This is a genomic window from Pandoraea terrigena, assembly GCF_902459705.1.
GTDB classification, from domain to species: Bacteria; Pseudomonadota; Gammaproteobacteria; order Burkholderiales; family Burkholderiaceae; genus Pandoraea; species Pandoraea terrigena.
Window position 1 is genome coordinate 96127 of the sequence record NZ_CABPRU010000013.1, and the last position, 24074, is coordinate 120200.

19 protein-coding genes are annotated in these 24074 nt (G+C 65.3%); 3 read left to right on the forward strand and 16 right to left on the reverse strand.

The annotated features are described in order from the left end of the window. Positions 1-32: 32 nt before the first annotated feature. Positions 33-428 carry a helix-turn-helix domain-containing protein gene (locus PTE31013_RS21080; RefSeq protein ID WP_425495581.1) on the forward strand — a complete coding sequence of 132 codons (396 nt, stop codon included), beginning with the start codon at positions 33-35 and terminating at the stop codon, positions 426-428. A 47-nt stretch (positions 429-475) separates the two neighbouring features. Here PTE31013_RS21080 and PTE31013_RS21085 read toward each other — a convergent pair whose 3' ends face one another. From PTE31013_RS21085 to sauS, 3 genes are all read right to left on the reverse strand, one after another. Continuing rightward, complete coding sequence (locus PTE31013_RS21085; RefSeq protein ID WP_150614594.1) at positions 476-1852, reverse strand: MFS transporter; 1377 nt, start codon at positions 1850-1852, stop codon at positions 476-478. A gap of 131 nt (positions 1853-1983) precedes the next feature. Further along, entirely contained in the window at positions 1984-3594 is a 1611-nt protein-coding gene (locus PTE31013_RS21090) for an AMP-binding protein (protein WP_425495582.1), read from the reverse strand. 8 nt (positions 3595-3602) lie between these two features. Beyond that, a complete protein-coding gene (gene sauS, locus PTE31013_RS21095; RefSeq protein WP_150614595.1) occupies positions 3603-5063 on the reverse strand; it encodes an acylating sulfoacetaldehyde dehydrogenase in 1461 nt (486 codons plus the stop codon). 285 nt (positions 5064-5348) lie between these two features. On the opposite strand from sauS, the gene PTE31013_RS21100 reads away from it, so the two are divergent. Continuing rightward, the gene (locus tag PTE31013_RS21100) at positions 5349-6113 is read left to right on the forward strand and encodes an IclR family transcriptional regulator (RefSeq protein WP_150614596.1); all 765 of its coding nucleotides are present in this window, start codon (positions 5349-5351) and stop codon (positions 6111-6113) included. On the opposite strand, the gene PTE31013_RS21105 is transcribed toward PTE31013_RS21100, so the two are convergent. From PTE31013_RS21105 to PTE31013_RS21130, 6 genes are all read right to left on the reverse strand, one after another. Further along, entirely contained in the window at positions 6103-7503 is a 1401-nt protein-coding gene (locus PTE31013_RS21105; protein WP_246174786.1) for a four-carbon acid sugar kinase family protein, read from the reverse strand. The two genes, PTE31013_RS21100 and PTE31013_RS21105, sit on opposite strands and share 11 nt — an antisense overlap. 11 nt (positions 7504-7514) lie before the next feature. Then, positions 7515-8795 (reverse strand): ribulose-bisphosphate carboxylase large subunit family protein, encoded by a 1281-nt coding sequence (locus PTE31013_RS21110; protein WP_150614597.1) that lies wholly within the window; start codon positions 8793-8795, stop codon positions 7515-7517. Beyond that, positions 8792-9346, reverse strand: a complete 555-nt coding sequence (locus tag PTE31013_RS21115) for a VOC family protein (protein ID WP_150614598.1) — start codon at positions 9344-9346, stop codon at positions 8792-8794. The genes PTE31013_RS21110 and PTE31013_RS21115 overlap by 4 nt, the downstream gene beginning before the upstream one ends. 157 nt (positions 9347-9503) lie before the next feature. Next, a complete protein-coding gene (locus PTE31013_RS21120) occupies positions 9504-11423 on the reverse strand; it encodes a TRAP transporter large permease (RefSeq protein WP_150614599.1) in 1920 nt (639 codons plus the stop codon). 1 nt (position 11424) lies between these two features. After that, positions 11425-12477: a TRAP transporter substrate-binding protein gene (locus PTE31013_RS21125; protein WP_150614600.1), complete on the reverse strand. Its 1053-nt coding sequence runs from the start codon at positions 12475-12477 to the stop codon at positions 11425-11427. A gap of 111 nt (positions 12478-12588) precedes the next feature. Continuing rightward, positions 12589-13404, reverse strand: a complete 816-nt coding sequence (locus PTE31013_RS21130; protein WP_150614601.1) for an SDR family NAD(P)-dependent oxidoreductase — start codon at positions 13402-13404, stop codon at positions 12589-12591. 215 nt (positions 13405-13619) lie between these two features. Between PTE31013_RS21130 and PTE31013_RS21135 the strand changes: the two genes are divergently transcribed. After that, on the forward strand, positions 13620-14642 hold the full coding sequence (locus PTE31013_RS21135; RefSeq protein ID WP_150614602.1) for a LacI family DNA-binding transcriptional regulator: 1023 nt from the start codon (positions 13620-13622) through the stop codon (positions 14640-14642). Between the two features lie 123 nt (positions 14643-14765). Here the strand turns inward: PTE31013_RS21135 and galE are convergent, their stop codons facing one another. The 7 genes from galE to PTE31013_RS21170 form a co-directional block, all read right to left on the reverse strand. Beyond that, a complete protein-coding gene (galE, locus tag PTE31013_RS21140) occupies positions 14766-15788 on the reverse strand; it encodes a UDP-glucose 4-epimerase GalE (RefSeq protein WP_150614603.1) in 1023 nt (340 codons plus the stop codon). A 30-nt stretch (positions 15789-15818) separates the two neighbouring features. Continuing rightward, positions 15819-17651, reverse strand: coding sequence for a glutamine--fructose-6-phosphate transaminase (isomerizing) (gene glmS, locus PTE31013_RS21145; protein WP_150614604.1), 1833 nt, complete (start codon positions 17649-17651; stop codon positions 15819-15821). A gap of 163 nt (positions 17652-17814) precedes the next feature. After that, positions 17815-18714 (reverse strand): endo alpha-1,4 polygalactosaminidase, encoded by a 900-nt coding sequence (locus PTE31013_RS21150; RefSeq protein WP_246174788.1) that lies wholly within the window; start codon positions 18712-18714, stop codon positions 17815-17817. Positions 18715-18734: 20 nt separating this feature from the next. Next, on the reverse strand, positions 18735-20114 hold the full coding sequence (gene pelG / locus PTE31013_RS21155) for an exopolysaccharide Pel transporter PelG (RefSeq protein ID WP_150614605.1): 1380 nt from the start codon (positions 20112-20114) through the stop codon (positions 18735-18737). After that, entirely contained in the window at positions 20114-21661 is a 1548-nt protein-coding gene (pelF, locus tag PTE31013_RS21160; RefSeq protein ID WP_150614606.1) for a GT4 family glycosyltransferase PelF, read from the reverse strand. Before pelF ends, pelG begins: the two co-directional genes overlap by 1 nt. Continuing rightward, on the reverse strand, positions 21661-22662 hold the full coding sequence (locus PTE31013_RS21165; protein WP_150614607.1) for a tetratricopeptide repeat protein: 1002 nt from the start codon (positions 22660-22662) through the stop codon (positions 21661-21663). The genes pelF and PTE31013_RS21165 overlap by 1 nt, the downstream gene beginning before the upstream one ends. Then, a complete protein-coding gene (locus PTE31013_RS21170; protein ID WP_150614608.1) occupies positions 22655-24067 on the reverse strand; it encodes a PelD GGDEF domain-containing protein in 1413 nt (470 codons plus the stop codon). The genes PTE31013_RS21165 and PTE31013_RS21170 overlap by 8 nt, the downstream gene beginning before the upstream one ends. Between the last annotated feature and the right edge of the window lie 7 nt (positions 24068-24074).

Consider the following 24074-nt stretch of genomic DNA (forward strand, 5'->3'; position numbering starts at 1 on the left):
CCTCACCTGCCTGCTTGTTGTCCGCAAGGGCCGTGGCATGTTGCAAGGCCCCACCGACGGGCACGCTCGACGACGCACGCACGTTCATGGAAGCGCACTTCGACGAAGCGCTCACCGTACCGCAACTGGCCGAGATGTGCGCCCTGTCGGTATCGCGTTTCGCTACGGCGTTTCGGCTACGATTCGGCGAGGCGCCCCATCGATATCTGTGCAGCGTGCGCGTGGCCGCCGCGCAGCGACTTCTGCTCGCCGGCGTTCCAGGCTCGCACGTCGCCACCGAAGTCGGATTCTTCGACCAGAGTCATCTGGCACGCCACTTCAAGCGCATCTGCGGCGAGACCCCCAGCGAGTTCGTTCAGCGGCATCTGCGACATGAGCGACACCGCCCACTTGCCAGGTGGGCGGGCACGTCTTTGCCTTTACGCTAACGCTAACGCTAACGCCAGCGTCAACGTCAACGTCAACGTCGGCAGGGTTACCTGCGCCACCGCAACGGCCGGCGCAGCGGATGTCGCTGCGGCCCGACGGCGGCCCAGACCGGTGCGCCATCGGCCTCTGCGGTGCTGGCTGCGCGCAGGGCCGCCTCCTCATCCTTCTCGACCGTCTTGCTCGTGTCGATGAACAGCGCGGCAATCACTCCCACCCCGAGCAACGCCGCCGAAATCGCGAATGGCACGTTGTAGCTGCCCGTCTTCTCGATGAGATATCCGAACGCGACCGGCGAAATCATGCCGGCAAGGCCAAAGCCGGTATTCATCATCCCGCCCGCCGTGCCCGCATACTTGCCTGCAATGTCGAGCGGCAGCGTCCAGAGCACCGGATTGGTAATTTCGAGGAAGAAGAACGACGACGACAACAGCAGCACCGCCATCATCGGATCGGACACCCTCGTCATCGGCAGCAGAAACGCCAGCGAGCCGCCCAGCCCGACCACCATCACCGACACGCGCGCGAAGCGCAACCGGCCGGTCATCTTGTAGAGCTTGTCCGAGACCACGCCCCCCAGGGTGTCACCGATGACGCCCGCGAGCAGCGGCAGCGATGTGAACAACGCGAGTTGCTTGAGATCGAAGCCTTGCGATTCGCGCAGATAGGACGGCATCCACGTCAGGTACACCCACAGCAGCCAGCCGTAGCAGAAGTCCACGAACGTCACCAGCCACATACGGCGAATGAGCTTGCGCCACGGCGTCGCCGCACGCTTCGCCCGCTCGCAATCGCCCGAGCGGTAACCGATCTCGGCCGTCTCCTCGGGCGTGATGCGACGATGCTGCTCCGGCGTGTTGGTAAACACCTTCATGTACAGAAGCGTCCAGGCGAGGCTCACCACCCCGAGCACGATGAACGCCTCGCGCCAGCCGAACGCCACGACGATCGCCAGCACCACTGGCGGGGTAATCGCCCCCCCCAGGCGCGCGAAGCTGTGCGTGACGCCCTGCGCGAAGCCGCGTTCGCTGACCGGCATCCAGTAAGTGAAGGCGCGCGTGGCCGTCGGGAACGCTCCGCCCTCGCCCACCCCCAGCACGAAACGCAGCGCCACCAGCGCGGCGATGCTGCCGGCAAACCCGGTGGCCAGCGTGGCCGCGCCCCAGATGAGCGAGAGCACGGTCAGCACCAGCTTCGGCCCGAAGCGATCGGCGAGCCATCCGCCGAAGATTTGCATCGCCGCATACGGATACGCAAACGCGGAAAACACAAGTCCGAGTTGCACCGTCGTCAGCCCCATCTCCTGTCGGATGAACGGGCCGGCGACGGCAATGTTGACACGATCGATGTACGAGATGAAATACATCAGGCACATGACCGCCAGGATGATGTGGCGCGTCTTCACGCGACCGGTGCGCTTGTCCATGTTGTCTCCTATGTATTTACGTCACACGCGTCTTGCGCATGCGATCGTGTCCTGCACGGTGAAGCGGGTTGCCCTCGCGGGCCTTGGGTTGGGTCTTTGTCCTTGCGCGTTCGTTCTTTTGCTGCCTTCCGCTAGCCTTTCAGCAGCTTGAGGCGTTGCACCTTGCCCGACGGGCCACGGGGCAAATCCGTCACGAAGCGAAATTCCTTCGGCGTCTTGTAGCGCCCCAACGTCTGCAGGCAGTGTTCGCGCAGCGCCGCGGCATCGGGCGGCGCGCCATCGCCACCGGTGGCGTCGCTGCCTTGGTCACGGACGACGACGAACGCCACGATCTCTTGTCCATAGGCGGGATCGGGCACGCCCACCGCCGCGGCCTCCAGCACACCCGGATGGCGCATCAGGGCCTCGTCGATCTCGCGCGGCGCGATGTTCTCGCCGCCCTTGATGATCAGCTCCTTGGCCCGCCCGGTAATGTAGAAATACCCGTCGCTGTCGCAGAAGCCAAGATCGCCGGTACGCAGCCAACCGTCGGCGGTGAACGTGGCTGATGTCTCGTCCGGGCGCTTGTAGTAGCCGCACATGACCTGGGCGCCGCGCAACACCAGTTCGCCGATCTCGCCGGGGGCCGTCTGCGCGCCGTCGCGACGAACGACCTTCGCCTCGCCGCCCGACGGCAGGCCGATGCTGCCCACGCGTCGCCGGGTCGCATCGAGCGGGTTGCTGAACACCGGGGCCGCCGTCTCCGTCATGCCCATCGTCTCGATGATGCCGATGCCGAAGCGCGCTTCGAAGGCACGATGGTGATCCGCCGGCAGCGCCGCCGACGCGCTTCGGCAGAAGCGCAGCGCCGCCAGGGCGGATCGGTCCGGCACCTCGCCGTCGAGCAGATACGCCACGATGGTCGGTACCACATTGATCCACGAGCATTGCGTGGCCATCACGTCGCGCCAGAACGTGCGCGCCGAAAAGCGTGGCGTCATCGCGACCGAGCCGCCATGAAACAGCGGCGCGAGCAGCGTGACCACGAGTCCGTTGATGTGATAGAGCGGCAGCGACGCCAGCACGCGGTCGTCTGGCGTCAGGCGGTGCTCCGCGCTGATGAATCCCGCGTTGGCCAGCAAGTTCCCGTGCGTAAGCATCACCCCTTTGGGCACGCCAGTCGTCCCCGACGTGTACATGAGCAGCGCGACATCACACATCTCCGGCGCGACAGGCGCGGCGGATCCCACCAGCGGCGCGAGCTCGGGCAACATCGTCGCCTCCGCGGAGGTGCAGACGCACGCCACCGGCCGCATCGTGCCTTGCGCGCGCAACGCGTCCACCGCCTGCGTCATTGCGGGCTGCATCGCCTCGGACACGAAGATCAGCCGCGTATCCGAGTGCGCCACGATGTACTGCAACTGCGTCGGCTGGCACAGCAGGTTGATCGGATTGACGATCAGGCCGCTGTACATCGCCGCGAGAATCAGGCGCGCCGTCTGCAAGCCGTTGCCCATGCAGACCGACACGATGTCCCCCTGGCGCAGTCCGGCATCGGCGAATCGCCGGGCGAGTTCGCGGCAATCGTCGCGCAAGCCGGTAAAGGTGAGCGTGCCGGTGTCCGATCCCGCCTCACTGGTGGTCAACAGGTAAGGCTTATCGCCAAACGCCGCCGCCTGAGCATCGATCAGGTCGCGCAGCGTGCGCGGCGGTGTCATCTGGCTTTCGTGTGCCGTGACGTCAGCGACCGAAGCCCGATTCATGGGCGCGTTCATCGTCCGACCCTCCCAAAATAGTCCCCCAGCAATTCGTCGACCTCGGGCACGGCCGCCGCGATGGGGAAGGCCACGCGCGTCACGTTCAGATATTGGCGAAAGCCGAGGTTGTCGGTGAAGTTGTTCTTGCCCCATGTCCCGCAACCCATCGACAACGAGAACGGCAGGCCGTTATCGAAATTCCCGCCGGTGGCGAAGCAATGCGCCTGGTTGACGATCACGCGAGCGACCGGCAATGTCTCGGCCAACGTCACGGCCTGCGCCGGGTCCGCCCCGTGCAATCCGACGGAATGGCCCGCGCCCATGTACGCATAGATCTGGTCGACGAGCGCCGCCGCATCCGCAAAGTCCCTGGCGCGATAGACCGTGAGCACCGGTGAGAGCTTCTCGCCCGAGAACGGATGATCGGCGCCTATGCCCGACTCCTCGACCATCAGGAACGCCGACTGCTGGGCTGCTACGTCGTCAAGCCCGGCCAATTGCGCGATCGTCGGTGCGGCTTTCGCCGTACAACGGCTCGCCAGCTTGCCGTCCACCCACATGACGTCCTGAAGCGCCCGCTTCTGGCTCGCGTCCAGCAGCACGCCGCCGGCGGCACGCAGCGCATCGATCATGGCGTCGTAGACGACGCTTTCGATGACGACGCTGTTCTCTGACGAACAACTCGTCGCGTTGTCGAACGTCTTGGAGCGCGCGATCTTGGCCGCGGCATCGCGCAGATCGGCGCTCGCCGTGACGATGGAGGCCACGTTGCCGGCCCCGACGCCGAACGCCGGGGTGCCGCTCGTGTAGGCCATGCGCACGTTCGACTGTGAACCGGTGGCGACAACCAGGTCGGCCTGGCGCATCAGCGCCGCCGTCGCTGCCTTGGTGATGGGGGTAGGCAACATCTGCACGAGATCCGGCGACAACCCGGCCTTGACGAGTTCCGCGTGAATGAAGTCGAGCAACAGCGCGCACGCGGAATGCCCCTTGGGCGACGGCGCGACGATCACGGCGTTGCCGCACTTGAGCGCGTTGATGATCTTGTTCGCGGGGGTCGCTGCGGGATTCGTGGAGGGTGTGATGGCTGCAACCACGCCCACCGGACGGGCGATTTCCACGACGCCTTTCTGCGTGTCCTGCGCAATCACGCCATGCGTCTTGCGTCCGTGCAGATCGCGCAGCAGCCCGAGTGTCTTGCGAAAGTTCTTCTGGAACTTGTCGTCGACGTTCCCGAGCCCGGTGTCGCGCACCGCGAGTTCGGCCAGTTGCCGGTTGCGCAGCGGTTCCATAATCGCCCATGCCGCCGCGCTGGCCGCCATGTCCAGCGTCTGTTGCCCCGCGCTTGCAAAATCACGCTGCGCCGCCCGGGCGCGGGCGACGAGCGCCGCGACCTGGGCGTCGACGTCCTGCGCGAGCGCGTCGGCGTGCCTGTCGGCAGGGGGGACGATGGCTCCGAAAGCCCTTGAATTCATGTGATGTCTCCTGAGGCGCAAGGCGCCGGTTGTCGCTTGGTTCGCGTAATCAATCTAGCCAACCGGGCTGCGTCACGGGTCTCAAATTCCCGGACAAACCGGACACGTAGCGCGTGTGTACCGGTCGTCTCGATATTCGGGACCGATAGGGTCCGCAAAAGTGATGAATCCGATGCAGAATCGGGGGAAACAGCGCAGGTGAAAGGAAGCGATCGTGCGTGCGACGTGTCGAAGCCGTCGCATCGACAGGCAAGGACTGCGCGGGGCATTGCATCAGGAGACGACATGACGGCATCGAATCAATCGAACGCAGCCGCAGTGCGAGCATTTCGCGTGCTCGAGACGCTGGCGACGGCAGGCGGGCCGCTCTCGATGATGGATCTGGTCAACGCGCTGGGGCTGCCGAAGCAGACGGTGCATCGCATCCTCACCCAGCTCAAGGACGCCTGGCTCATCACGCGCAGCGCCAACGACCGCCGCTACGAATGCTCGCCGCGCGTTCGTGCGCTGGCCATCAACGTGCTGATGCAGACGGGCGCCGCCGCCGCGCGGCATGGCTTGCTGGAACAACTGGTCACACGCATCGGCGAGACGTGCAACCTCACGATGCTCTCGGGCAACGATGTGATTTACGTGGATCGTGTCGAGACGGAATGGCCACTGCGCATGCACCTGCAGCCGGGGTCGCACGTGCCAATGCATTGCTCGGCAAGCGGCAAGCTGCTACTGAGCTTTCTGCCGAAGGAGCGGCGTGAACGGCTGATCGAAACCCTGCCGTTGCGCAAATTCGCGGAACACACGTTTACCGATCGCGATGAATTTCGTGCCGAACTCGAACGCACGCGCCGGCGCAAGATGGCGATCAACAATCAGGAACACTTGCAGGGATTGATTGCCATTGCGGTGCCGGTCATGCTCAACCGCAATCGCGCCTGCGCGGCCATCGCGGTTCAGGCGCCCATCGGACGGCTGACGCTCGACGATCTGCTCGCCTTCGAGCCGGCGCTGAGGTTCGCCGCCGAAGAGACGGCGAAAACCTTCAAGAACTGAGTGGCGCGGCGCGTGACGATGTGCCGTGCACCAGACGCTCGAACACGTCGACGCCGCCCATCTGTCCGCCCTTGAGCAGGATCTCCATGCCGTCGAGCGCGGGTGCATCGCTACGAAGCCGGCACAACGGAGCGCCCGGCGAGACCATGCCAGCGTACGCCAGCCCCCAGGCATCGAGCGCGCGCACACCGTGGCTCGATGTGTCGCCGCCGGCAATGGCCATGCGGGAGACCGGCATCTCGTCCAGCACCCGCCTGAGCAGACGCCCCCCCGCCTGCGCCAATACCAATGCAGGCACTCCCCGATCCTGCGTCGATGCTTCGGTCGAAAGCGCACTGGATGGCACCGTGCAGGCGAGCGTATGGCGTCCGGCGCGAAGGTGCCCGGCCAGTTGCCCCGCGGCCTCGCGACAGTAGCGCCCGTCCGGCTCGATCAGTCGCGCGGCGTCCAGGCGTACGACCTCGAACGACACGGCCGCCGCCACCTGGGCCGCTGTTACCGGCGACAGACTCCCCGCCAGCGCCAGCACCGGCCCCTTCGCGGCCGGGACATCGTCGCCCGACACGCCGCCACCGTGCGCCATCGCGCTCGCCAGCGCCTGCGTCACGCTGCTCGGCCCCACGGCCAGCAACGGCGCGCGGCGCGCCGCGTCCCAGAGTTGCGCGCCGATCTGCGGCAAATCGCCCGGTCTGGCCACGTCCCACAGAATATTGACCATCCCCTCGGCGCGCAACGCTTCGACCCGCACCGACACGGCGTTCGGCGCAGCCGTCTCGCCCCCCCCTTCCGCCGGTGGCATCGCGTAGCACGTCCACGGGACGAGACCGATATCGCTCAGGCCCTGCTGCGCCAGATGCCGTCGCAGATCGGCTTCGTGCATCGGCGTCACGGGATGCCGGCGCATCGTCGGATGCCGGTCGATGCGCACGACCTCGCCGCCGGCACCCGCCGTAGCGAAGAGATTGCCAAACAGGCAGTAGCGGCCCAGATTGGGCTGTCCACCGACGATCGCGACCCAGGGACTCGGCATCGACGGCGACAACGTGCGAACCGCCTCGCCGATGCTCCCCACCTCCGGCGCACTGTCGAACGTCGAGCAGGTCTTGTAGTGCAACACCGTTGGCCGCAATTCCCGGGCCAGTTCCGCGATCGGCGCCAGCTCCTCCCGCATGCGGGCGGGCGCGAGCGAACGCGACACCCCCGCGATCCCCAGGCAATCGAGTGCCCCGAGCGTGGCGAGACGCGCCGCGTCCGGGGGCGCGAACAGCAGGATGCTGCGCAAGCCGGCACGTGCCGCGCTCGCCAGGGTATCGGTCGCCCCGGTGAAGTCGTCGCCGTAATACAGCAGTTGCGGGCGGTGCGTCATCGCCGCCAGAGATTCGATAGGCATGGCGGCACCGGTCAATGGCCGAAGTATCGCAACGCGGCTGCCAGCGCGGGCGCATCGCGAGACGCGTCCTCAAGCGACCGGCCAGCTCGCACCGCCCCCCACGCGTCGCGTAGACTCTGCACCCCCGCGGCCGGGCCGTCGGGATGTGCCAGAATCCCGCCGCCCGCCATGAAGAGCAGATCGTCGCGGCCCACGGCGCGCCAGGTCGCCGGTACCGTGCCAGCCCACTGCCCCGATGAGAACGCCGGCATCACCTGGTCCCGTTCGATGTCGTGCCCCGTTGCGTCGACCGCCAGCGGCATATAGCAGTCGTGCGCCGATTCGATCACCTCCGCGTCGGCCTGCGCGAACTTGCCTTGCAAGCCATGCACATGCATGTGATCGACGCCGGCCAGTCGCCAGAGCGTTTGATAGGCCTGAAAGCCGATGCCCAGCATCGGATCGCGTGACATCGCACCGTAGCCGTTGCGATGGGCGTGGATCGCCAGATCGGTGTGCCGGCGCAGCGTCTGCACGGCCGAGAAGCCGCACCAGTTCAGGCTCACCATGACGCAATTTCCACCTTCGCGCGCCACGAGATCGGCATGGCGTCGCATCGCGTCCGTTTCGTCGGTGATGTTGAACGCCACCATCACCGGCTTGCCGGTGCGCGCGCGATGCTCGCGCACGGCCGCCATCACCGCCGGCACGCGCTGTGCGAGCGGCGCATGCACCGGGTTCGCGCACACTTCATCGTCCTTGATGAAATCGACGCCCGCCGCACACAGCCGCCCGACGAGCGCCGCCGTCTCCTCGGCGCTCATGCCGACGTTCGGCTTGAGGATCGTGCCGACCAGCGCACCTTCGCGCACGCCCGTCGATTGGCGCGTCCCGGCGATGCCGTAGTGCGGAAAGTCGAACTGTTGGCGGTAGCTCGCCGGCAACGCGATGCGCTCCAGCCGCATTCCCGTCACCTCGCCCAGGTCGTACAGATTGCCGGCAAGCGTGGCCGCGAGCGTCGGCAGGTTCACGCCGACGTTCTCATATGGAAACGCGATCCGGACACGGGCGCGATGCCACGGGCCACGGATGCCCTTGCGCTCGAGAAACGCGTTCGGCAACGACGGCTGCGTCACGTCGCCCACGAGATCGACCGCTTCGACCACGGCGCGCGCGCGCTCTCGCAGTGCATCCGTCTCCCCGGCCACGCGGGTAAACGTGCCGCAAGACTGCTCGCCGGCCATGACCTCGGCGACCTTGCGCGGATCGAGCGGCGTCTCGATCAGATAGGTGGCGGACAGGTGCGCGCTCATAGCGTCGTGAGATCCGGGAATTCGCGAACGGGGTCGGTGCCGTCCCATTTGGCAGCGGCCTCTCGAATCATCGTGAAGAGCTTGCCCTTGGGGCCGGCGACTTCGGACAGTTCGATGGTCGTACCGGGATGACAGCCGGGGTCGGCGCTGCGGTCTTCGAAATAGACGAAGCGACCGTTCTCGCCGACCTCGCCGCTCATGCAGACGTCAAAGCCGGCAGCACGCGCGCGCGCCAGATCGGCGTCGAAGCTCTCGGTCCAGTAGGCCACGTGCTGCGCCCCGCTACGCCCGGCGTTGAGGAAGTCCCGGTACATCGACGGTACGTCGTTGCGAATCTGCAGCAACTCGATCTGCAACCCGCCCGCGTTCGCCAGCGCGACGGCGTTGTGCGGTTCGAAGTGCTCGCCGCGATACATGTAGTTGCGGATCGGTACCTTGGGGTTGTAGTACCACGGCCCGACACCGAGCACGTTCGACCAATACGTCATTGCCGCCTCGATGTCCGGCACGAGGTATGCCACCTGGCGAATCTCGCCGAAGAATCTGCTCATGGGTCTTCCCTGTTGTCGTCTGTTGCGTGGCGTCCGGATGTGCGGCGCCACGCGAAGCAGCGTCCGCCTCGCTCGCCGCCATCGTCGAATGGTTGTTGGATGCCCTTGTATCGGGGCGCTTGCCGCGTCGTGGGTGTCGTGTGCCGGGTGGGTTTCGTCAGTGCAGGAAGCCGATGGAGATCCAGGGAATCGCCGCCACACAGATCAGCCCGACGATGAGCGCCGCAAGATAGCCCCAGATCGCGCGCATGCCGTGCGCGGGATCGACCTTGCCGATGGCACACGCGGCGTAGTACCCCACGCCGAACGGCGGTGCGAACAGGCCCAGCCCCATCGACAGCACCACGATCATCGCGTAATGCACCTCGTGCACGCCGACCGCACGGGCGATCGGGAACATCAGCGGCCCGAACAGCACGATGGCCGGAATGCCCTCGAGCACGCTGCCCAGCACGATGAACGCGACGATGGACACCACGATGAAGCCAGCGCTGCCGCCGGGCACACGCTCCATCGCGGCAGCGAAGTCCTGCGCGAAGCCCGATTGCGTGAGCCCCCACGCCATGCCGGTCGCCGCACCGATGATGAAGATGATCGCGCCCGACAAGGCGGCCGTCTCGATCAGCATCGGCAGCAGGCGCCGCGTATCGAACTTGCGGTAGAGCAACAAGCCCGCCACGACCGAATATGCAATGCCGATGGTCGACACCTCGGTTGCCGTGGCAATGCCTTCGACGACCGCCGCACGAATCACGAACGGCAGCGCCACCGCCGGCAACGCGTAGACGAAGGCGCGCCACACCTCGCCTGTCTTCGCCTTCTCGACGCCGGACAGATCCTCGCCACGATAACGCCACCACACCACGCTGCACAGCGCGATGCCCAGCACCACGCCGGGCAGCAAGCCCCCGGTAAACAGCGCCGAAATCGACACTCCCGTCACCGACCCGATGGTGATCAGCACGATCGAGGGCGGAATGGTCTCGGTCTGCGCGCCCGTCGTCGAGAGCAACGCCACGAGATCGCCGGGATCGGCCCCGCGCTTTTTCATTTCGGGGAACAACACGGGGGCGATGGCCGCCATGTCCGCCGCCTTGGAGCCCGAGATGCCCGAGACGAGGTACATCCCGCCGATGAGCACGTAACTCAATCCGCCACGCACGTGACCGAGCAGGCTCGCGAGAAACTGCACCATTGCGCGCGCCATGCCCGTCATCTCGATCAACAGTCCGAGGAAAACGAACAGCGGCACCGCCAGCAGGATCAGATGCGACATCCCTTCGTCCATTCGGCCAACGAGCACGACCATCGGCGTGCGGGTCGTCAGCGCGAGGAAGCCGAAGGTCGCCAGGGCGAACGAGAATGCGATCGGCACGCCCGCGAACACGCACGCGCCGACGACGCCTGCGAAAAAGATGACCAGGTTCCAGCGTCCGAGCGGCTCCAGCACCGGCCCGAGCAGCCAGAAGCCAACGCACACCAGCCCCACCAGCGCCACCGCCTGGAGCACCCGCGACGCCGGCGCGGTGCGCGCGAGGCGCAACACGCTCACCACGAGCATCAGGGCCATGCCGACCGGCAACGCCGCCGCCCGCCAGGCGTTGCTGATCTCCATCGCGGGCGTGATCACGAACGCTTCCTCCGACGCATATTCATACGCCGGATGCACGATGAGCAACAGGAACGCGAGTGCGGCGGCGATCGCCAGCACGTCGAGGAATGCCCGCGTGGATGGCGACGCCTTGCCGACGAAAGCCGTCATGCGCATATGCTCGCCGCGCCGCAACGCGACCACGGCGCCAAGCATCGACATCCAGAGAAACAGGATGCCGGCGAGTTCGTCCCCCCAGACCAGCGGGGCATGGAACACGTAGCGGGCGACCACCCCGGCAAGCATGACGAGGATGTCAGCGAGCACCAGCAACGCGGCGGGAATCTCCGTGAGCCAGCCGATGGCACGGTCGAGGCCGCCGACGAACGCTCGCCAGCCATGCAACGGCAGGTCGGCGGCACCGCTCACCGGCAACGCGTCCCCGGCGGGCACGCTGTGCGGGGAATGCGCAGGACGAGGGGTCATCTCAGGCCACCTTGCCGGCCGTCGCTTCGAGAAGCGCCCACGCTTGTGGGCCGAATTTCTTCTTCCATTCGGCGTAGTAGCCCGAACGCTGCAACTGGGCTCGGAAGGTCTCCGGCACTGCGGCATTGAACGCGAGTCCCTTGCTCGAGAGCGCGCTCTGCAGGCCCGTATTGAGCTTGTAGACGTCCTCGCGCTGCTGGAGCGCCGCCTCGTTGAACGCGCGCGCTGTGATGACCTTGAGGTCATCCGGCAGCGCACGCCACGCGCGGCCGTTGACGACGAGGTGATAACCGTCCCAGCTATGGTTCGTGATCGAGCAGAACTTCTGCACTTCATAGAGCTTCGCCGTCTCCACGATGGCGAGCGGGTTCTCCTGCGCATCGACGACATGCGTCTGCAACGCCGAGTAGACCTCGCTGAACTGGAGGCTCGTCGGCGAGGCCTGCAGCGACTTGAACAGCGAAATGCCCATCGGGCTGACCGGCACGCGAATCTTCATGCCAGCGAGGTCGGTTGCCTTCGTGATGGGCTTGTTGCCGCTCGTGATCTGGCGAAAGCCGTTGTCCCACATCTTTTCGAAGGTATAGAGCCCCGTCTTCGCAAAGGTTTCGCGAATGCTGTTGCCGAGCTGGCCGTCGACGGCGTGCCACACCTGGTCATAGTTGGAGAACGCAAAACCGACCGCCGTGATGGCGCTGATCGGCGCGAGCGTCGCGATCACCATCGTGCCGGCGTTGAAGATGTCGATGCCCCCGTTGCGCACCTGCGCGAGCATGTCGGTGTCGCCGCCGAGCTGATTGTTCGGGAAGATCCGCAGCTCCATGCGCCCCTTGCTCTCTGACGCAATGCGCGCCGCGACCTCCTGCGCCCGCACGTTCAGCGGGTGACTGACCGGCAGGTTGTTGCCGTACTTGAACACATACGCCGGCGCCGCGGCGCGCGCCATGCGCGGCAGCGATGCCGTGACACCGGCAACACCCGCGACACCCAGTGCGGGCAAGGCTGAAAGCGCGCGCAGCAGGTTACGTCGACCTTGAGAAGTTGAGTGGCTCATCCGCATGTCTCCTGATTTATGGTTTTTGCACAAGCGTCGGCGCGGCGGTAAGCGCGACGGCGCGAAATGTCGACACCCCGGCCGCCGGACGGTCCGCCCGGCGGCGTGGCGTCAATTGCAGCGTACGTGCATGCCGCCGTCGACGAGCAGTTCCACGCCATTGATGTAGCGTGCCTCGTCCGACGCCAGAAACACGGCCGCATTCGCCACATCCCAACCATCCCCCATGCGACCGGTCGGGGACAGCCGGTTGCGCGCGTCCACCATCTCCTGCGCGCTCGGGTAAAAGCCGGAAATCTGTTGATAGATGTGCGGCGTGTCCATCACGCCCGGCAGGATACAGTTCGCCCGGATGCCCTTGGACGCGTACTGCAGGGCCACGCTCTGCGTGAGCGAATTCACCGCGCCCTTCGACGCCGCGTAGGCGCAATAGGCGTAGCCGGTCCAGCGCACGCCGCCGAGCGCACCGATGTTCACGATCGCGCCGCGACCCTGGGCCTCCATGATCGGCAGCACGGCCTTGCACGTGAGGAACATGCTCTTGACGTTGACCGCCATCACGCGATCCCAGACGTCCTCGGTGGTTTCCACCGGACCGCCCTGTGAGGTAATGCCGACGTTGTTGTGCAGGATGTCGACGCAACCGTACGTCTCGATGGCGGCCGCCACAGCACGCTGCACGTCGTCCCAGCGGGTGACGTCGGCGGCCAGCGCGACGGCGTCGTTGCCTTCCTCGACGATGAAACGGCAGGTGACGTCGGCTGCGTCCTGCGCGCGGTCCACGGCTACCACTTTGGCACCGTTGCGGGCATAGGCCACGGCGGCGGCCTTGCCGTTGCCCCACCCGTCGCCGACCGATCCCGCGCCGAACACCAACGCCACCCGTCCCGCCAACCGACGCGGTGCCGACTCACCGACTGCTGCCATCACGATGTCTCCTGTGCATTCGCGCACCGGCCTGGCGGTACGTTCATGGATGTCTTGAAGACGTACGATAGGTGGCAACACGGTGATTGACCAACGTAAAAACGTGATGTGATTTGATGCGTTTTGATGAAGTATGCTGTGAGCATCGACGCGAGGGTGCCTGAGGCCGACCCGTCGCCGCACAACGCATCAAGGGGAAGCGAATGAGACGAAGCATGCCCAACCTGGCCGACATCGCGCGTCTGGCGGGCGTTTCCACCGCCACGGTCGACCGCGTGCTGCACCGGCGCGAGGGGGTTCGGCAAACGACCGTGCAGCGGGTACTGCATGCGGCCGGCGAACTGCAATACCTGCCCGAACCGGCGCTGGAAGCCGTTCGGGCCGCGCCCCCGACACAGGTGCTGTTCGTCCTGCCCGGTCGCAGCAGCAAGTTCCTTCGCATGCTGGGCGAATGGGTACAGTGCTCGCAGAACCAGTGGGCGCCCTACCACGTGAACTGTCGCGTCCAGTTCATCGAGGGGTTCGATCCGGATGCGTTGTCAGCCGCGCTGCTGCGCCGTGGGCGCGGATGCAACGGGGTGGCGTTCATGCCGCTGGAGCATCCCACGGTGCGCGAAGCCGTGGACACGCTGGCCGACGAGGGCGTGGCGGCCGTAACGCTGGTGTCCGACCTGTCGCACTCGCGGCGCATTGCCTACGTGGGGCTGGACAACGGGTCGGCCGGACGAACGGCAGCCTATCTGATCGCGCGCTTCGTCGGAGCGAAGCGGCACGCGAAGGTGGCGTTGATCGCAGGCTCGCTCAGCTACAAGGCACACGTCGAACGTGAGGCGGGTTTTCTGCAGTTGTTCTCCGAGCAGTATCCGCAGATGCGGGTCGTGGGGCTGCGCGAAGGCTATGACGACGAAGCGGTCAACTACCGGCAGACACGCGCGCTGCTCGAACAGCACCCGGACCTCGCGGCGATCTACAACATCGGCGGCGGATCGGAAGGCGTCGGCCAGGCGCTCAAGGAAGCGGGCATGCAACACAAGGTGGTCTTTATCGGGCATGGACTGACGCCCGATACGCGCGCGCTGCTGATCGACGGATCGATGGATGCCGTCATCACCCAAAGCCCACAAAGCGCGATCATGAACTGCGTACGCATCTTCGCGAACCTGCGCGAGAAACGGGACCTGTCCGCCGGCATCGAGGCGAACCGCAGTCAGGTGATTTTTCGGGAGAACTTGCCGTAGGCGAACTCACGGCAGTCAGGCGTTTCCCGTCGCGTCCGCGCGTTCGCCTGAAGCGTACCGGCGTGTCGAACACGGCGCCTCCCGCGTGCTCGACACGCCCACCGATGAAGCGAGCGCGCCGATTTACCGATAGCCGTCCGGGTTCTGCATCTGCCAGCGCCAGTGATCGGCGCACATGCGCTCGATGCCATATTCGGCTTCCCAGCCGATGAGATCGCGCGCCAAGGCCGTCGCCGCATAACAGCTCCCGATATCACCGGCGCGCCGCTCGACGATCTCGTACGGTACCGGCCGGCCGCTCGCGGCTTCGAACGCCTTCACGACCTGCAGCACGGTGTAACCGCGTCCGGTGCCCAGATTGACCGTGAAGCCGCCATCGCGCTGCTTGAGCGCATCGAGTGCGGCCAGGTGTCCGCGAGCGAGATCGACCACATGGATGTAGTCGCGCACGCCCGTGCCGTCCGACGTATTCCAGTCGCCGCCAAACACGCGCAGCCGTTGGAGCTTGCCGACCGCCACTTGCGCGACGAACGGCATCAGGTTGTTCGGCACGCCGGCCGGATCCTCGCCGATGCGGCCGCTCTCGTGCGCGCCCACCGGATTGAAGTAGCGCAACAGCGCGATGCGCCAAGTCGGGTCCGCCTTGGCGACGTCATTCAGGATCGTCTCGGCCATGAGCTTGGTCTGGCCGTAGGGATTCGTCGCCGACAGCGGGAACGACTCGTCGATGGGTACCGTCGTCGGATTGCCGTACACGGTGGCCGAGGAGCTGAACACAAGGTCCTTGACGCCATGCGACTGCATCGTTTCGACCAGTGTCAGCAGGCTGTCGATGTTGTTGCGATAGTAGGAGAGCGGCATTTCGACCGACTCGCCCACCGCCTTGAGCGCCGCGAAGTGAATCGCGCCGGTAATGCCGAAGCGAGTGAACAAGTCGTCGAGTACGGGCTTCGAGCAGGCGTCGCCCTCGATGAAAACCGGGGCACGCCCGGCAATTTCACCGATGCGCCGCACCGCCTCGCGATGACTGTTGACCAGGTTGTCGAGAATGACCACGTCATAGCCGTGGGCGAGCAGTTCGACGCAGGTATGCGAGCCGATGTAGCCGGCGCCGCCGGTGACGAGAATGGTTCCGAGTGTATTCATGCTTTGCCCTTCAGGCCTATCATCCGTTGGCTATTCGACCGTGACCGATTTCGCCAGGTTGCGGGGCTTGTCGACATCGGCACCCCGTGCACACGCCGTATGATAAGCCAACAGTTGGAGCGGCACGACGTGCAGTACGGGGGACAGTTCACCGTAATGCTCGGGCATGCGGATGACACGAATGCCGTCGGCGCTGGCAATGCGCATATCGCCGTCGGCCAAGACGTAGAGTTCGCCACCACGCGCACGCACTTCCTGCATGTTCGACTTCAGCTTCTCCACCAGCACGTCGTTCGGGGCGACCGTCACCACCGGCATCTGTTCGCTGACCAGCGCGAGCGGGCCATGCTTGAGTTCGCCGGCGGGATACGCCTCGGCGTGGATGTAAGAAATTTCCTTGAGCTTCAGTGCCCCTTCGAGAGCGATCGGGTAGTGCAGCCCGCGCCCGAGGAACAGCGCGCTCGGCACGTCGGCAAATTGCGACGCCCAGGCCATGAGCTGGGGCTCGAGTGCGAGCACGCTGGTGAGTGCCGCCGGCAAATGACGCAACTGCGCAAGGTGGCGTGCCGCTTCCGTCGCATCGATGCGCTTGCGCTCGACACCGAGCGTGACGGCCAGCATGAACAGCGACACGAGCTGCGTGGTAAACGCCTTGGTCGATGCCACGCCGATTTCGGTGCCCGCGCGCGTAATGAACGACATCGCCGTCTGACGCACGAGCGCGCTGGTCGCCACATTGCAGATCGCCAGCGTACGATCGTGTCCAAGGCCCTGGGCATGCTTGAGCGCCGCAAGCGTGTCGGCAGTCTCCCCCGACTGCGAGATTGTCACGACGAGCGCTTGCGGATTGGGCACTGACTCGCGATAGCGGTACTCGCTCGCGATCTCGACTTGCGTAGGAATGCCGGCAAGCGCTTCAAGCCAGTATTTGGCCGTGAGCCCCGCGTAGTAACTGGTGCCGCAAGCGAGAATCAGCACACCGCTAACCTGCGGCAGGACATCGGCGGCCCCTTCGCCGAACAAGGCCGGAGAAAACTCGGTGACATCGGCAATCGTGTCCGCAATCGCCCGTGGCTGCTCGAAGATCTCCTTCTGCATGTAATGCTGATACGGCCCCAGCGACACTTCGGATTGATACGCGGCCATCGCACGTATCGCGCGCTCGACCTCGTCGCCCTGCGCGTCGAACACCGTCACGCGCGCCGGCGTGAGCAACGCCACGTCGCCTTCCTCGAGATACATGAACCGGTCACAGTGACCGGCCAGCGCCAGCGCGTCGGAGGCGAGGAAATGCCCGTCCGCTGCAAAGCCGATCACGAGCGGCGAGCCCTGGCGCGCGCACACCATGCGCTCCGGTTCGTCCTTGCTGATGACGGCGATGGCATAGGCCCCGCGCAATTGCGCAATGGCCGAGCGCACGGCGTGCACGAGCGTGCCGCCCTCGTTTGCCGCGAAATGCGCGTCCACCAGATGGGCGATGACTTCCGTATCGGTCTGGCTCGTGAATTCGTAGCCTTTGGCACGTAGCGCCTCGCGCAGCGCCTCGTGGTTCTCGATAATGCCGTTATGCACCAGCCCGATCCGCTCACGCGAGAAGATTGGATGCGCGTTCTCGGTCGCCGGTGCGCCGTGAGTGGCCCACCGCGTGTGGGCAATGCCCAGTCCAGCGCCCATGGCCGCTTCCGCCAGTTGCGCCTGCAGTTGAGCCACGCGCGACACACTACGCACGCGCGCGAGCTGGCGCGCGGCGTCGAGGATGGCGACACCGCACGAATCATAGCCACGATATTCAAGACGGCGCAGCCCTTCGACCAGCACCGGTACCACGTCACGGCGTGCCACGCCGCCCACGATTCCACACATGACTTCCCCTCAACGATCGATTGGATAAGCGCAGCACGAGGCGTGCCGCCCGAATGGCCGGCAACGCTCGACTACGTGTTGACCTGTCTGATGGCCGGCGTTGTTCTGAATGCGCGCCGGAATTGTCTTCTGCCTGCTTCGTTGTCTCGCCCGATGCGAGGCGTCAGTCCTGCGCCGCGGCGGGATTGACATGCATGAGGTGACCGTCCCCCACGTAAGGAATGAGGCCCTGCGCACGAATCTGCGCGACGGTTTGCCTGGCACACGCGGTATCGGCCAGCGCACAGTAATCGATCGCGATTACCGGCAGGTCGTAACGCTCGCGCACCTCGCGCGCCCGAGCGAGCAGCCAGGCGCGATCGGCGTCCGGCACCGCCACGTATCGCTGGCTGCCCTCGTCCCAACCGCGATAGAGCGATTCGAACGCCACGGCCGCCACGTCGCGGTGCACCTCGGGCATCAGCACGAAGCCGCGATTCAGAATCAGTTCGGCGCGCGGGAAGCGGTGGTGAATGCGCTTGATGACTGCGACCAGCCCGGCTTGCTGACGTGCGCGCTCGGCATCGGTCTTGGCGACCAGTTCATACGAGTCGAGCGTGTCGAGGAAGAAACCGCGATAGCCCTTGGCCCATAAGGGCGCGATGACCCTCTCCACGAAAAACCGGGGCCATCCCGGCGCGGCCTGGTCGATCACTTCCGATTTCCAGTCGCCATTTCGCCCGATGCGCCAGGCGGCGGGGATCGCGCCATAGTAGTCGCGTGAAGGCAGCACTTCGCCCACGCTGACATAAGCAATCCAGCGACGTCCCTGGGGTTGCGCCGCGGGATCGGCCGCCTTCGGCACAAAGCCGTTGTCGGGCTCGATCACCACCTGATCGTAACCCGCGAGCGCCTGCGGATCGAGCGCCGCGCCATAGAAGAACGCAATGCGCCCGAACGCAGTCGGTTGCGCCGAGGCGGTATTGAGGAAGACGCCGGCAAAGATCCCCACCACGCCGCCCATGAAGCGAGCCAGTGGACAGCGCCACCAGGCGCGGTGAGGTTGTGTCGTGTGCTCAGACATGGTGATCGGCAGCGGTGGTGTCAGCGCTGCTGTTGCAGCATATAGGTTTCATATTCGAGCGCGTCGAGCCGGCGATCGAGCAACTGCATTGCCACCATCACGACGACCAGCAGCGCCAGTGCGAAGCCGTAGCCGTAGCTATTCGGTCCGATCATCAGCGTGCCCCACGTGAACAGGCCATTGGCGACGACCATCGCGGCCGTGAGCGCGAGCACCGTGCCACGCCGGTCCAAGTAAAAGAAGATGTTCAGAATGCCGAGGAACAGCACCTGCAGACTCGCTGAAATCACGTCGATATGCAGCAGCGGCAGGTACAGCACCGAAATGCCGATCAGGCGCAACAGCTTGTCGCCGAACGCGAAGATCAGCAGCGTGACGACGGCCTGGATCTTCAGGATTTCGTACAAGCCGGTGCGCACCGATCGCACCATCATGTCGCGCGATTCCTCGATGTACTTGAGCGTGCCACCGGTACGCACGGCGTTGAAGAACTGATCGTAGTACTCGACGAAGTCCGTCTCGATGCGCAGCAGAAACACCGCCATGCCCGGGATCACGCACAAATACGACAGGAACACCGGCAGATCGTAGATCACCGATGCGCGCAGCGGGCCGATCACATCCTGCCCGGTCACCGGGTAGAACCAGAACATCAGCTTGTCGAGCCAGATGCCCAGGTTGAACAAGAGGCCCACGAACATCAACGACGGATACGAAAAGCGGCGCGCAAAGACCTGCCAGAGCAAGTAGTCATCCGTGCGGTAGTTCCGGTGAATCAGGCAGACCATGCCGAGCAGCAGGATCAGGTGACCGAAGACGAAACCGCCGAGCAGCCCTTCGAGCCCGTAGCGGTTGAGCAGCACCGCGCTCACCACCGTCACGCTGTAACCCACGAAGAAGATCGCCAGGACCGCACGATACTGCTTCACGCTGGTGAGAAACAGCACGCCGATCCAGATATTGCTCACGATCACGAAGCCCGTGAGCATCAACAGCCGATAGCCGGTCGACAAGCCGCGAAACACCGTCAACGCCAGGATCAACCCAATGACGCCCGTGCCGACTGTCGTCACCAGCGCCACCGCGTTGTAGTTCGGCAGCACCAGATCGGGACGCCGCTCGAACAGCCGGTCGCTCAGGAAGCGCGTAAACGAGAGCTGCAACACACCCGTCACGATCAGGCTGAACGCGATCAGATACGTTACCGAGACCTGGAACTGCACGATGAGGCCCGGCGGCTGCACCACCGCGAGGCTCATCAAGCCGATCAGCAGAATGCCGAGAATCGAGAGAATCAGCGGACCCGCGCTGATGACGCCCGCGTAGCCATAGGCCGCCAGCGTGCTGGTCAGCGTGTCGCGCCGGAGAATCTTGCGCAGTTCGAAGCCAATGCCAGCCATCAGTGGTCTCCCGCGATCGCCCCGGCAGCGGGACGCGCCAGCAGTGTCTCGTAAAGACTGCGGTAGGCGTCCTGCATCTGGGTGATCGTGTAATAGCGTTCGACACGCGCAATCGCCGCGCGCTGGGCTGCGTGCCAGGTGGCAGGCTCGAGCACGTCGAGCAGTGCCTGGGCGAATTGCTCCGGGTTGGCGATCTGCACGACCTTGCCGGCCGGCCCGAGGGCGCGATCCTCGTCGCCGAGTCCTTCGACCAGTTGGCGGCACGAGCCGACGTCGGTCGTCACCACGGGCACCCCGGCGGCATACGCCTCCAGCACCACCAGCGGCAACGCTTCGGAAATCGACGACAGCGCCATCACGCCGATCTGCGGCAGGATGTCCGGCACCTTCTGGAAACCCATGAACCGCAGGCTGTCTTCCATGCCCAGGCTCGCGGCAATGTCACGACACTCCTGTGCGTAGGCCGGATCTTCTTCCTCGGGGCCGACCACCCACCCTTGCAGCCCCGGCATCTGGCGGCTGGCGATGAAGATCGCACGAATGAAGGTCTTGATGTCCTTGATGGGCACCACCCGGCCGATCAACGCCACCACCGGCGGGATGCCCGCTGGACGCATCTCGCGCAGCGGTGCGAACGCGTCGACCGAAATGCCGTTGGGCGTGTTGCGGGTCTTGTGCTCGGGCGCGCCGTCGGCGATCTGGCGCAGACGATTGCCCTCGAAAAGCGCGGTGATCTCGTCGGCTGCCTCGTAGCACACGCGTCCCATCGCCTCGAAGAAGCGCACCCACAGGTTTTGGAAATAGCCGACCTGCGAGATGTCGCGCTCGAACAGCCCGCGGTTGTCGCGAATCCACTGGCTCTGCAGCAGATCTATCTTGCGCTCCTTGGTGTAGATGCCATGCTCGGAGACCAGCAGCGGACGCTGGTGCTTGAAGCGCAGCAACGCCCCCAGGAAGCCCGCGTATCCCGTGGAAACGGTGTGGTACACCTTGGCCGGAATCAACTGATCGCAAATGCGCGCGAGTTGCCACAGCGGCTTGTGCATGATCCGGACCGTCCAGAAATAGTCCGTGAACGATGGGTCCAGGCAATACGTCTTGTAGCGATCGGTGATCATGTCCCACGAGCGCCGGCTGTGCAGGAAGTTGGCCTCGCTGATCTCGCCGTCGTCGGCGAGCATCGGAATCACGTCGTGAATCAGCTTGCCAATGCCTTGCAGGTCGTCGCGGCGGCGCAGCATGTCATGCATCTTCTCCATCTTCTCGAACGCCTGTGCATCGCCCTCGGCGCTACGCACGGGCGCAGGCACGTCGAACTCATACAGATAATGCGCCTCGAAATGCACGATGTTGTCGTGCAGCGGATAGACCATGTCGCCGTAGTCCTCGCGACGGCTACCGATGAACACGACGGCAAACGTCAGGTCCGGGAACGCACGGATCATTTGATCCACCCACGACGACACTCCGCCCCGCACATACGGGTAAGTGCCTTCGAGCAGCAAAGCGATGTCGGCCGAGGCAGCGCGACGTTCGTTGGTACGCATTAGCGGGTCCAGAAACGCATGACGGGTTGCAGCATCGGGGTGGCCGTGCCATTCCCCAGGCCGGCGAGCATCTGCCCCACCCGTGCATATTGATGTTTGAGGAACGCGACTTCGGCAAGCCAGGGCACGAGCCGGTCCGCAGGAAATTGATGCAACTCGGCACGCTGCAGACAGTGTTCCGCTTGCTCCGGATCGTGACGCAGCAGCGCGCAACGGCCCAGCAGGTACCACATCACCGCGTCGTTCTCGCGATGCGCGAGCGCCTCGCGGGCAAAGCGCTCCACGCGCTCCATCGTGAACTGGTACACCTCGCCGCGCACGAGATCCTGGTAAATCAGTTCCCAGTACAACTCGGCGAGGCGGTGGCTCGCGTCGGCACGCTCATCGTCGTTGGCGGCACGCTCGTGCTGTGTGCGGGCCTCGAAAATACGATGCATGATCTGCTTTTCAATGCCGTCGACGATGCCGTACGCGAGCAACCGGATCTCTTCCACCGGATCGGCCAGCAAATCCCGCATGATCTCGCCGGTGGCGCGCGACGGCAGGGCCTGCACCGACACCAGCGCGGCTACGCGGTCTTCGCTGCTGCCCTGTGTGTTGCGCAAGCGCGCCCGCAGGCGCGCACCAGCGCCGTGCGTGACGCGCGAAACGAGGTAGGTCACGAACTCCGGCAGGTCGACCGCCCCGGCGCGCGCCATTTCTTTCGGTGCCGGGAACAGAACACTGATCGCCATCACGCCGAGAAACAGCAACAAGCCGCCCACCGGCATGAACAGGCTGATCGCCAAGCTGTGCCAGAACGCCCCGGTACGCCCGTGGTAATGCTCCGGCAGCACCGAACGTACGAACGTCGCCGTGAGCACTGCCGTGAGCAATTGCCATCCGAAGAAGACCACCAGCGGGTCGATCCGCCCGGCCGGCTCGAAGAGCGTGCGCACCGCCTGGGCCTGCGCGAGCAGGGCCAGGACACCAAGCGCGAGTGCCAGCAGTTTCTTAAGCATGATTGCGGCAGCGCTCCAGCAGTTTGCCCAGCCCTTCGCCCGGGGCGCGCTCGTCCACACTCGCCGAATGCACTGCCACGTGTCCGGACTGGAAATCCAGGCCGTATTGCTGACGCAGCGCATTCTCGATGCGGATCAGATATCCGTCGATGCCGTTATCGTCGGTGATCGGCATCAGCGCGATGGCGATCTGCTGACGCGGCGTCGACTGAATCCACAAGGCGTCGAGCGCCCGGCGCGAACGCACCGTCTGCTCGAACAGCGAGTCGCCGCTCGCGCCGCGCGGGAACACGAGCGCCACGAGCGAGGACTGGATGCCGCTCTGACGCTTCATGCGGGCAAGGCGTCCCAGCTCCAGCGCGAAGTCGTAAGGCACGCTCGGCACCTCGTCGCGCACGCTGGCCACCACGCCTTGCTGTGCCACCCCGTCGGCGTAATAGGCCAGCAGCACCAGCAACAATTGCAGGTTGTCGTGATTGAGCGCGAGGAACGACATACGGCGCACGATCAGCATGCCATTGAGGTTGCCCTCCGTGTCGGTGAGCGGCGCGCACACGATATACGCACTGCCCTCGCCCGCCGTCACGTCGTCACGCACGTGCGCGAGCGTGCGTTCGCGCAGACAGGTCTGAACGAGGGGATCACTCTCCACCGGGCTGAAGGCTTCGCCCACGCAGGCCACCGCCGTCGGCACCAGCCGCCCGAGGCGTACCGGGAACACAGACGCCACTTCGATCTGGCACGTCAGTGCGGCGAATTCGAGCATCGGCTGAGCGTTGGGCAACGGCTCGCCCGCAGCACTCGCCTCGTCCGAGGCCGTCAGTTCGCGCAGTCGCGTGATGGCGTCGCGCATCGTGCTCGGCTTGGTGAGCAGATCGCGCTCGAGCCGTTCGTGCGAGACACGCAACAGGTAATGGTTGTTCGTGATGGCGACGAGGCGATCGTTCAGATAGGTATTGATGCCCCGAGCCCGCGTGGCGCGGTTGCCCCAGATGTCGCAGAAGTGCCCGCCAACGACGATCATCGTGAAGCCGCCGACAAAGAACATCGCCGGGAACGGCTCGCCGTGCTGGCCGTACAGGCCGTACCAGACGCCGGCAAGCACGAGGCCCGCCACCACGCCGAGCAGCGCGCCGTAGCGCAGCGCCATGACCAGGGCGACCACCCACATCCACGGAAAGCCCAGCCCGATGAGCAGCGGATCGCCGGGGCGCAGCAGCCAGGCGATCGCCACGGCGAGCGCCATGCCGGTGATCACCTCGAAGACCGCTACCGGGCGCGTCACGGCTGGCGCGAGCAGGCGGCCATAGGTGCTCACATTGCCGAACGGCTCCGAGCGTCGCACCTGCTCCGGGCCACCGGGCTTCGCGTCAATTGCAGCGTCCTGTTGAGTCGCGGTTTTCACGATGCGC

Excerpts from the sequence above, each read along its gene's own strand:
- PTE31013_RS21085 (WP_150614594.1), bottom strand. The coding sequence starts at position 1,852 with ATGGACAAGCGCACCGGTCGCGTGAAGACGCGCCACATCATCCTGGCG.
- PTE31013_RS21090 (WP_425495582.1), bottom strand. The coding sequence starts at position 3,594 with ATGAATCGGGCTTCGGTCGCTGACGTCACGGCACACGAAAGCCAGATG.
- sauS (WP_150614595.1), bottom strand. The coding sequence starts at position 5,063 with ATGAATTCAAGGGCTTTCGGAGCCATCGTCCCCCCTGCCGACAGGCAC.
- PTE31013_RS21100 (WP_150614596.1), top strand. The coding sequence starts at position 5,349 with ATGACGGCATCGAATCAATCGAACGCAGCCGCAGTGCGAGCATTTCGC.
- PTE31013_RS21105 (WP_246174786.1), bottom strand. The coding sequence starts at position 7,503 with ATGCCTATCGAATCTCTGGCGGCGATGACGCACCGCCCGCAACTGCTG.
- PTE31013_RS21110 (WP_150614597.1), bottom strand. The coding sequence starts at position 8,795 with ATGAGCGCGCACCTGTCCGCCACCTATCTGATCGAGACGCCGCTCGAT.
- PTE31013_RS21115 (WP_150614598.1), bottom strand. The coding sequence starts at position 9,346 with ATGAGCAGATTCTTCGGCGAGATTCGCCAGGTGGCATACCTCGTGCCG.
- PTE31013_RS21120 (WP_150614599.1), bottom strand. The coding sequence starts at position 11,423 with ATGACCCCTCGTCCTGCGCATTCCCCGCACAGCGTGCCCGCCGGGGAC.
- PTE31013_RS21125 (WP_150614600.1), bottom strand. The coding sequence starts at position 12,477 with ATGAGCCACTCAACTTCTCAAGGTCGACGTAACCTGCTGCGCGCGCTT.
- PTE31013_RS21130 (WP_150614601.1), bottom strand. The coding sequence starts at position 13,404 with ATGGCAGCAGTCGGTGAGTCGGCACCGCGTCGGTTGGCGGGACGGGTG.
- PTE31013_RS21135 (WP_150614602.1), top strand. The coding sequence starts at position 13,620 with ATGCCCAACCTGGCCGACATCGCGCGTCTGGCGGGCGTTTCCACCGCC.
- galE (WP_150614603.1), bottom strand. The coding sequence starts at position 15,788 with ATGAATACACTCGGAACCATTCTCGTCACCGGCGGCGCCGGCTACATC.
- glmS (WP_150614604.1), bottom strand. The coding sequence starts at position 17,651 with ATGTGTGGAATCGTGGGCGGCGTGGCACGCCGTGACGTGGTACCGGTG.
- PTE31013_RS21150 (WP_246174788.1), bottom strand. The coding sequence starts at position 18,714 with ATGTCTGAGCACACGACACAACCTCACCGCGCCTGGTGGCGCTGTCCA.
- pelG (WP_150614605.1), bottom strand. The coding sequence starts at position 20,114 with ATGGCTGGCATTGGCTTCGAACTGCGCAAGATTCTCCGGCGCGACACG.
- pelF (WP_150614606.1), bottom strand. The coding sequence starts at position 21,661 with ATGCGTACCAACGAACGTCGCGCTGCCTCGGCCGACATCGCTTTGCTG.
- PTE31013_RS21165 (WP_150614607.1), bottom strand. The coding sequence starts at position 22,662 with ATGCTTAAGAAACTGCTGGCACTCGCGCTTGGTGTCCTGGCCCTGCTC.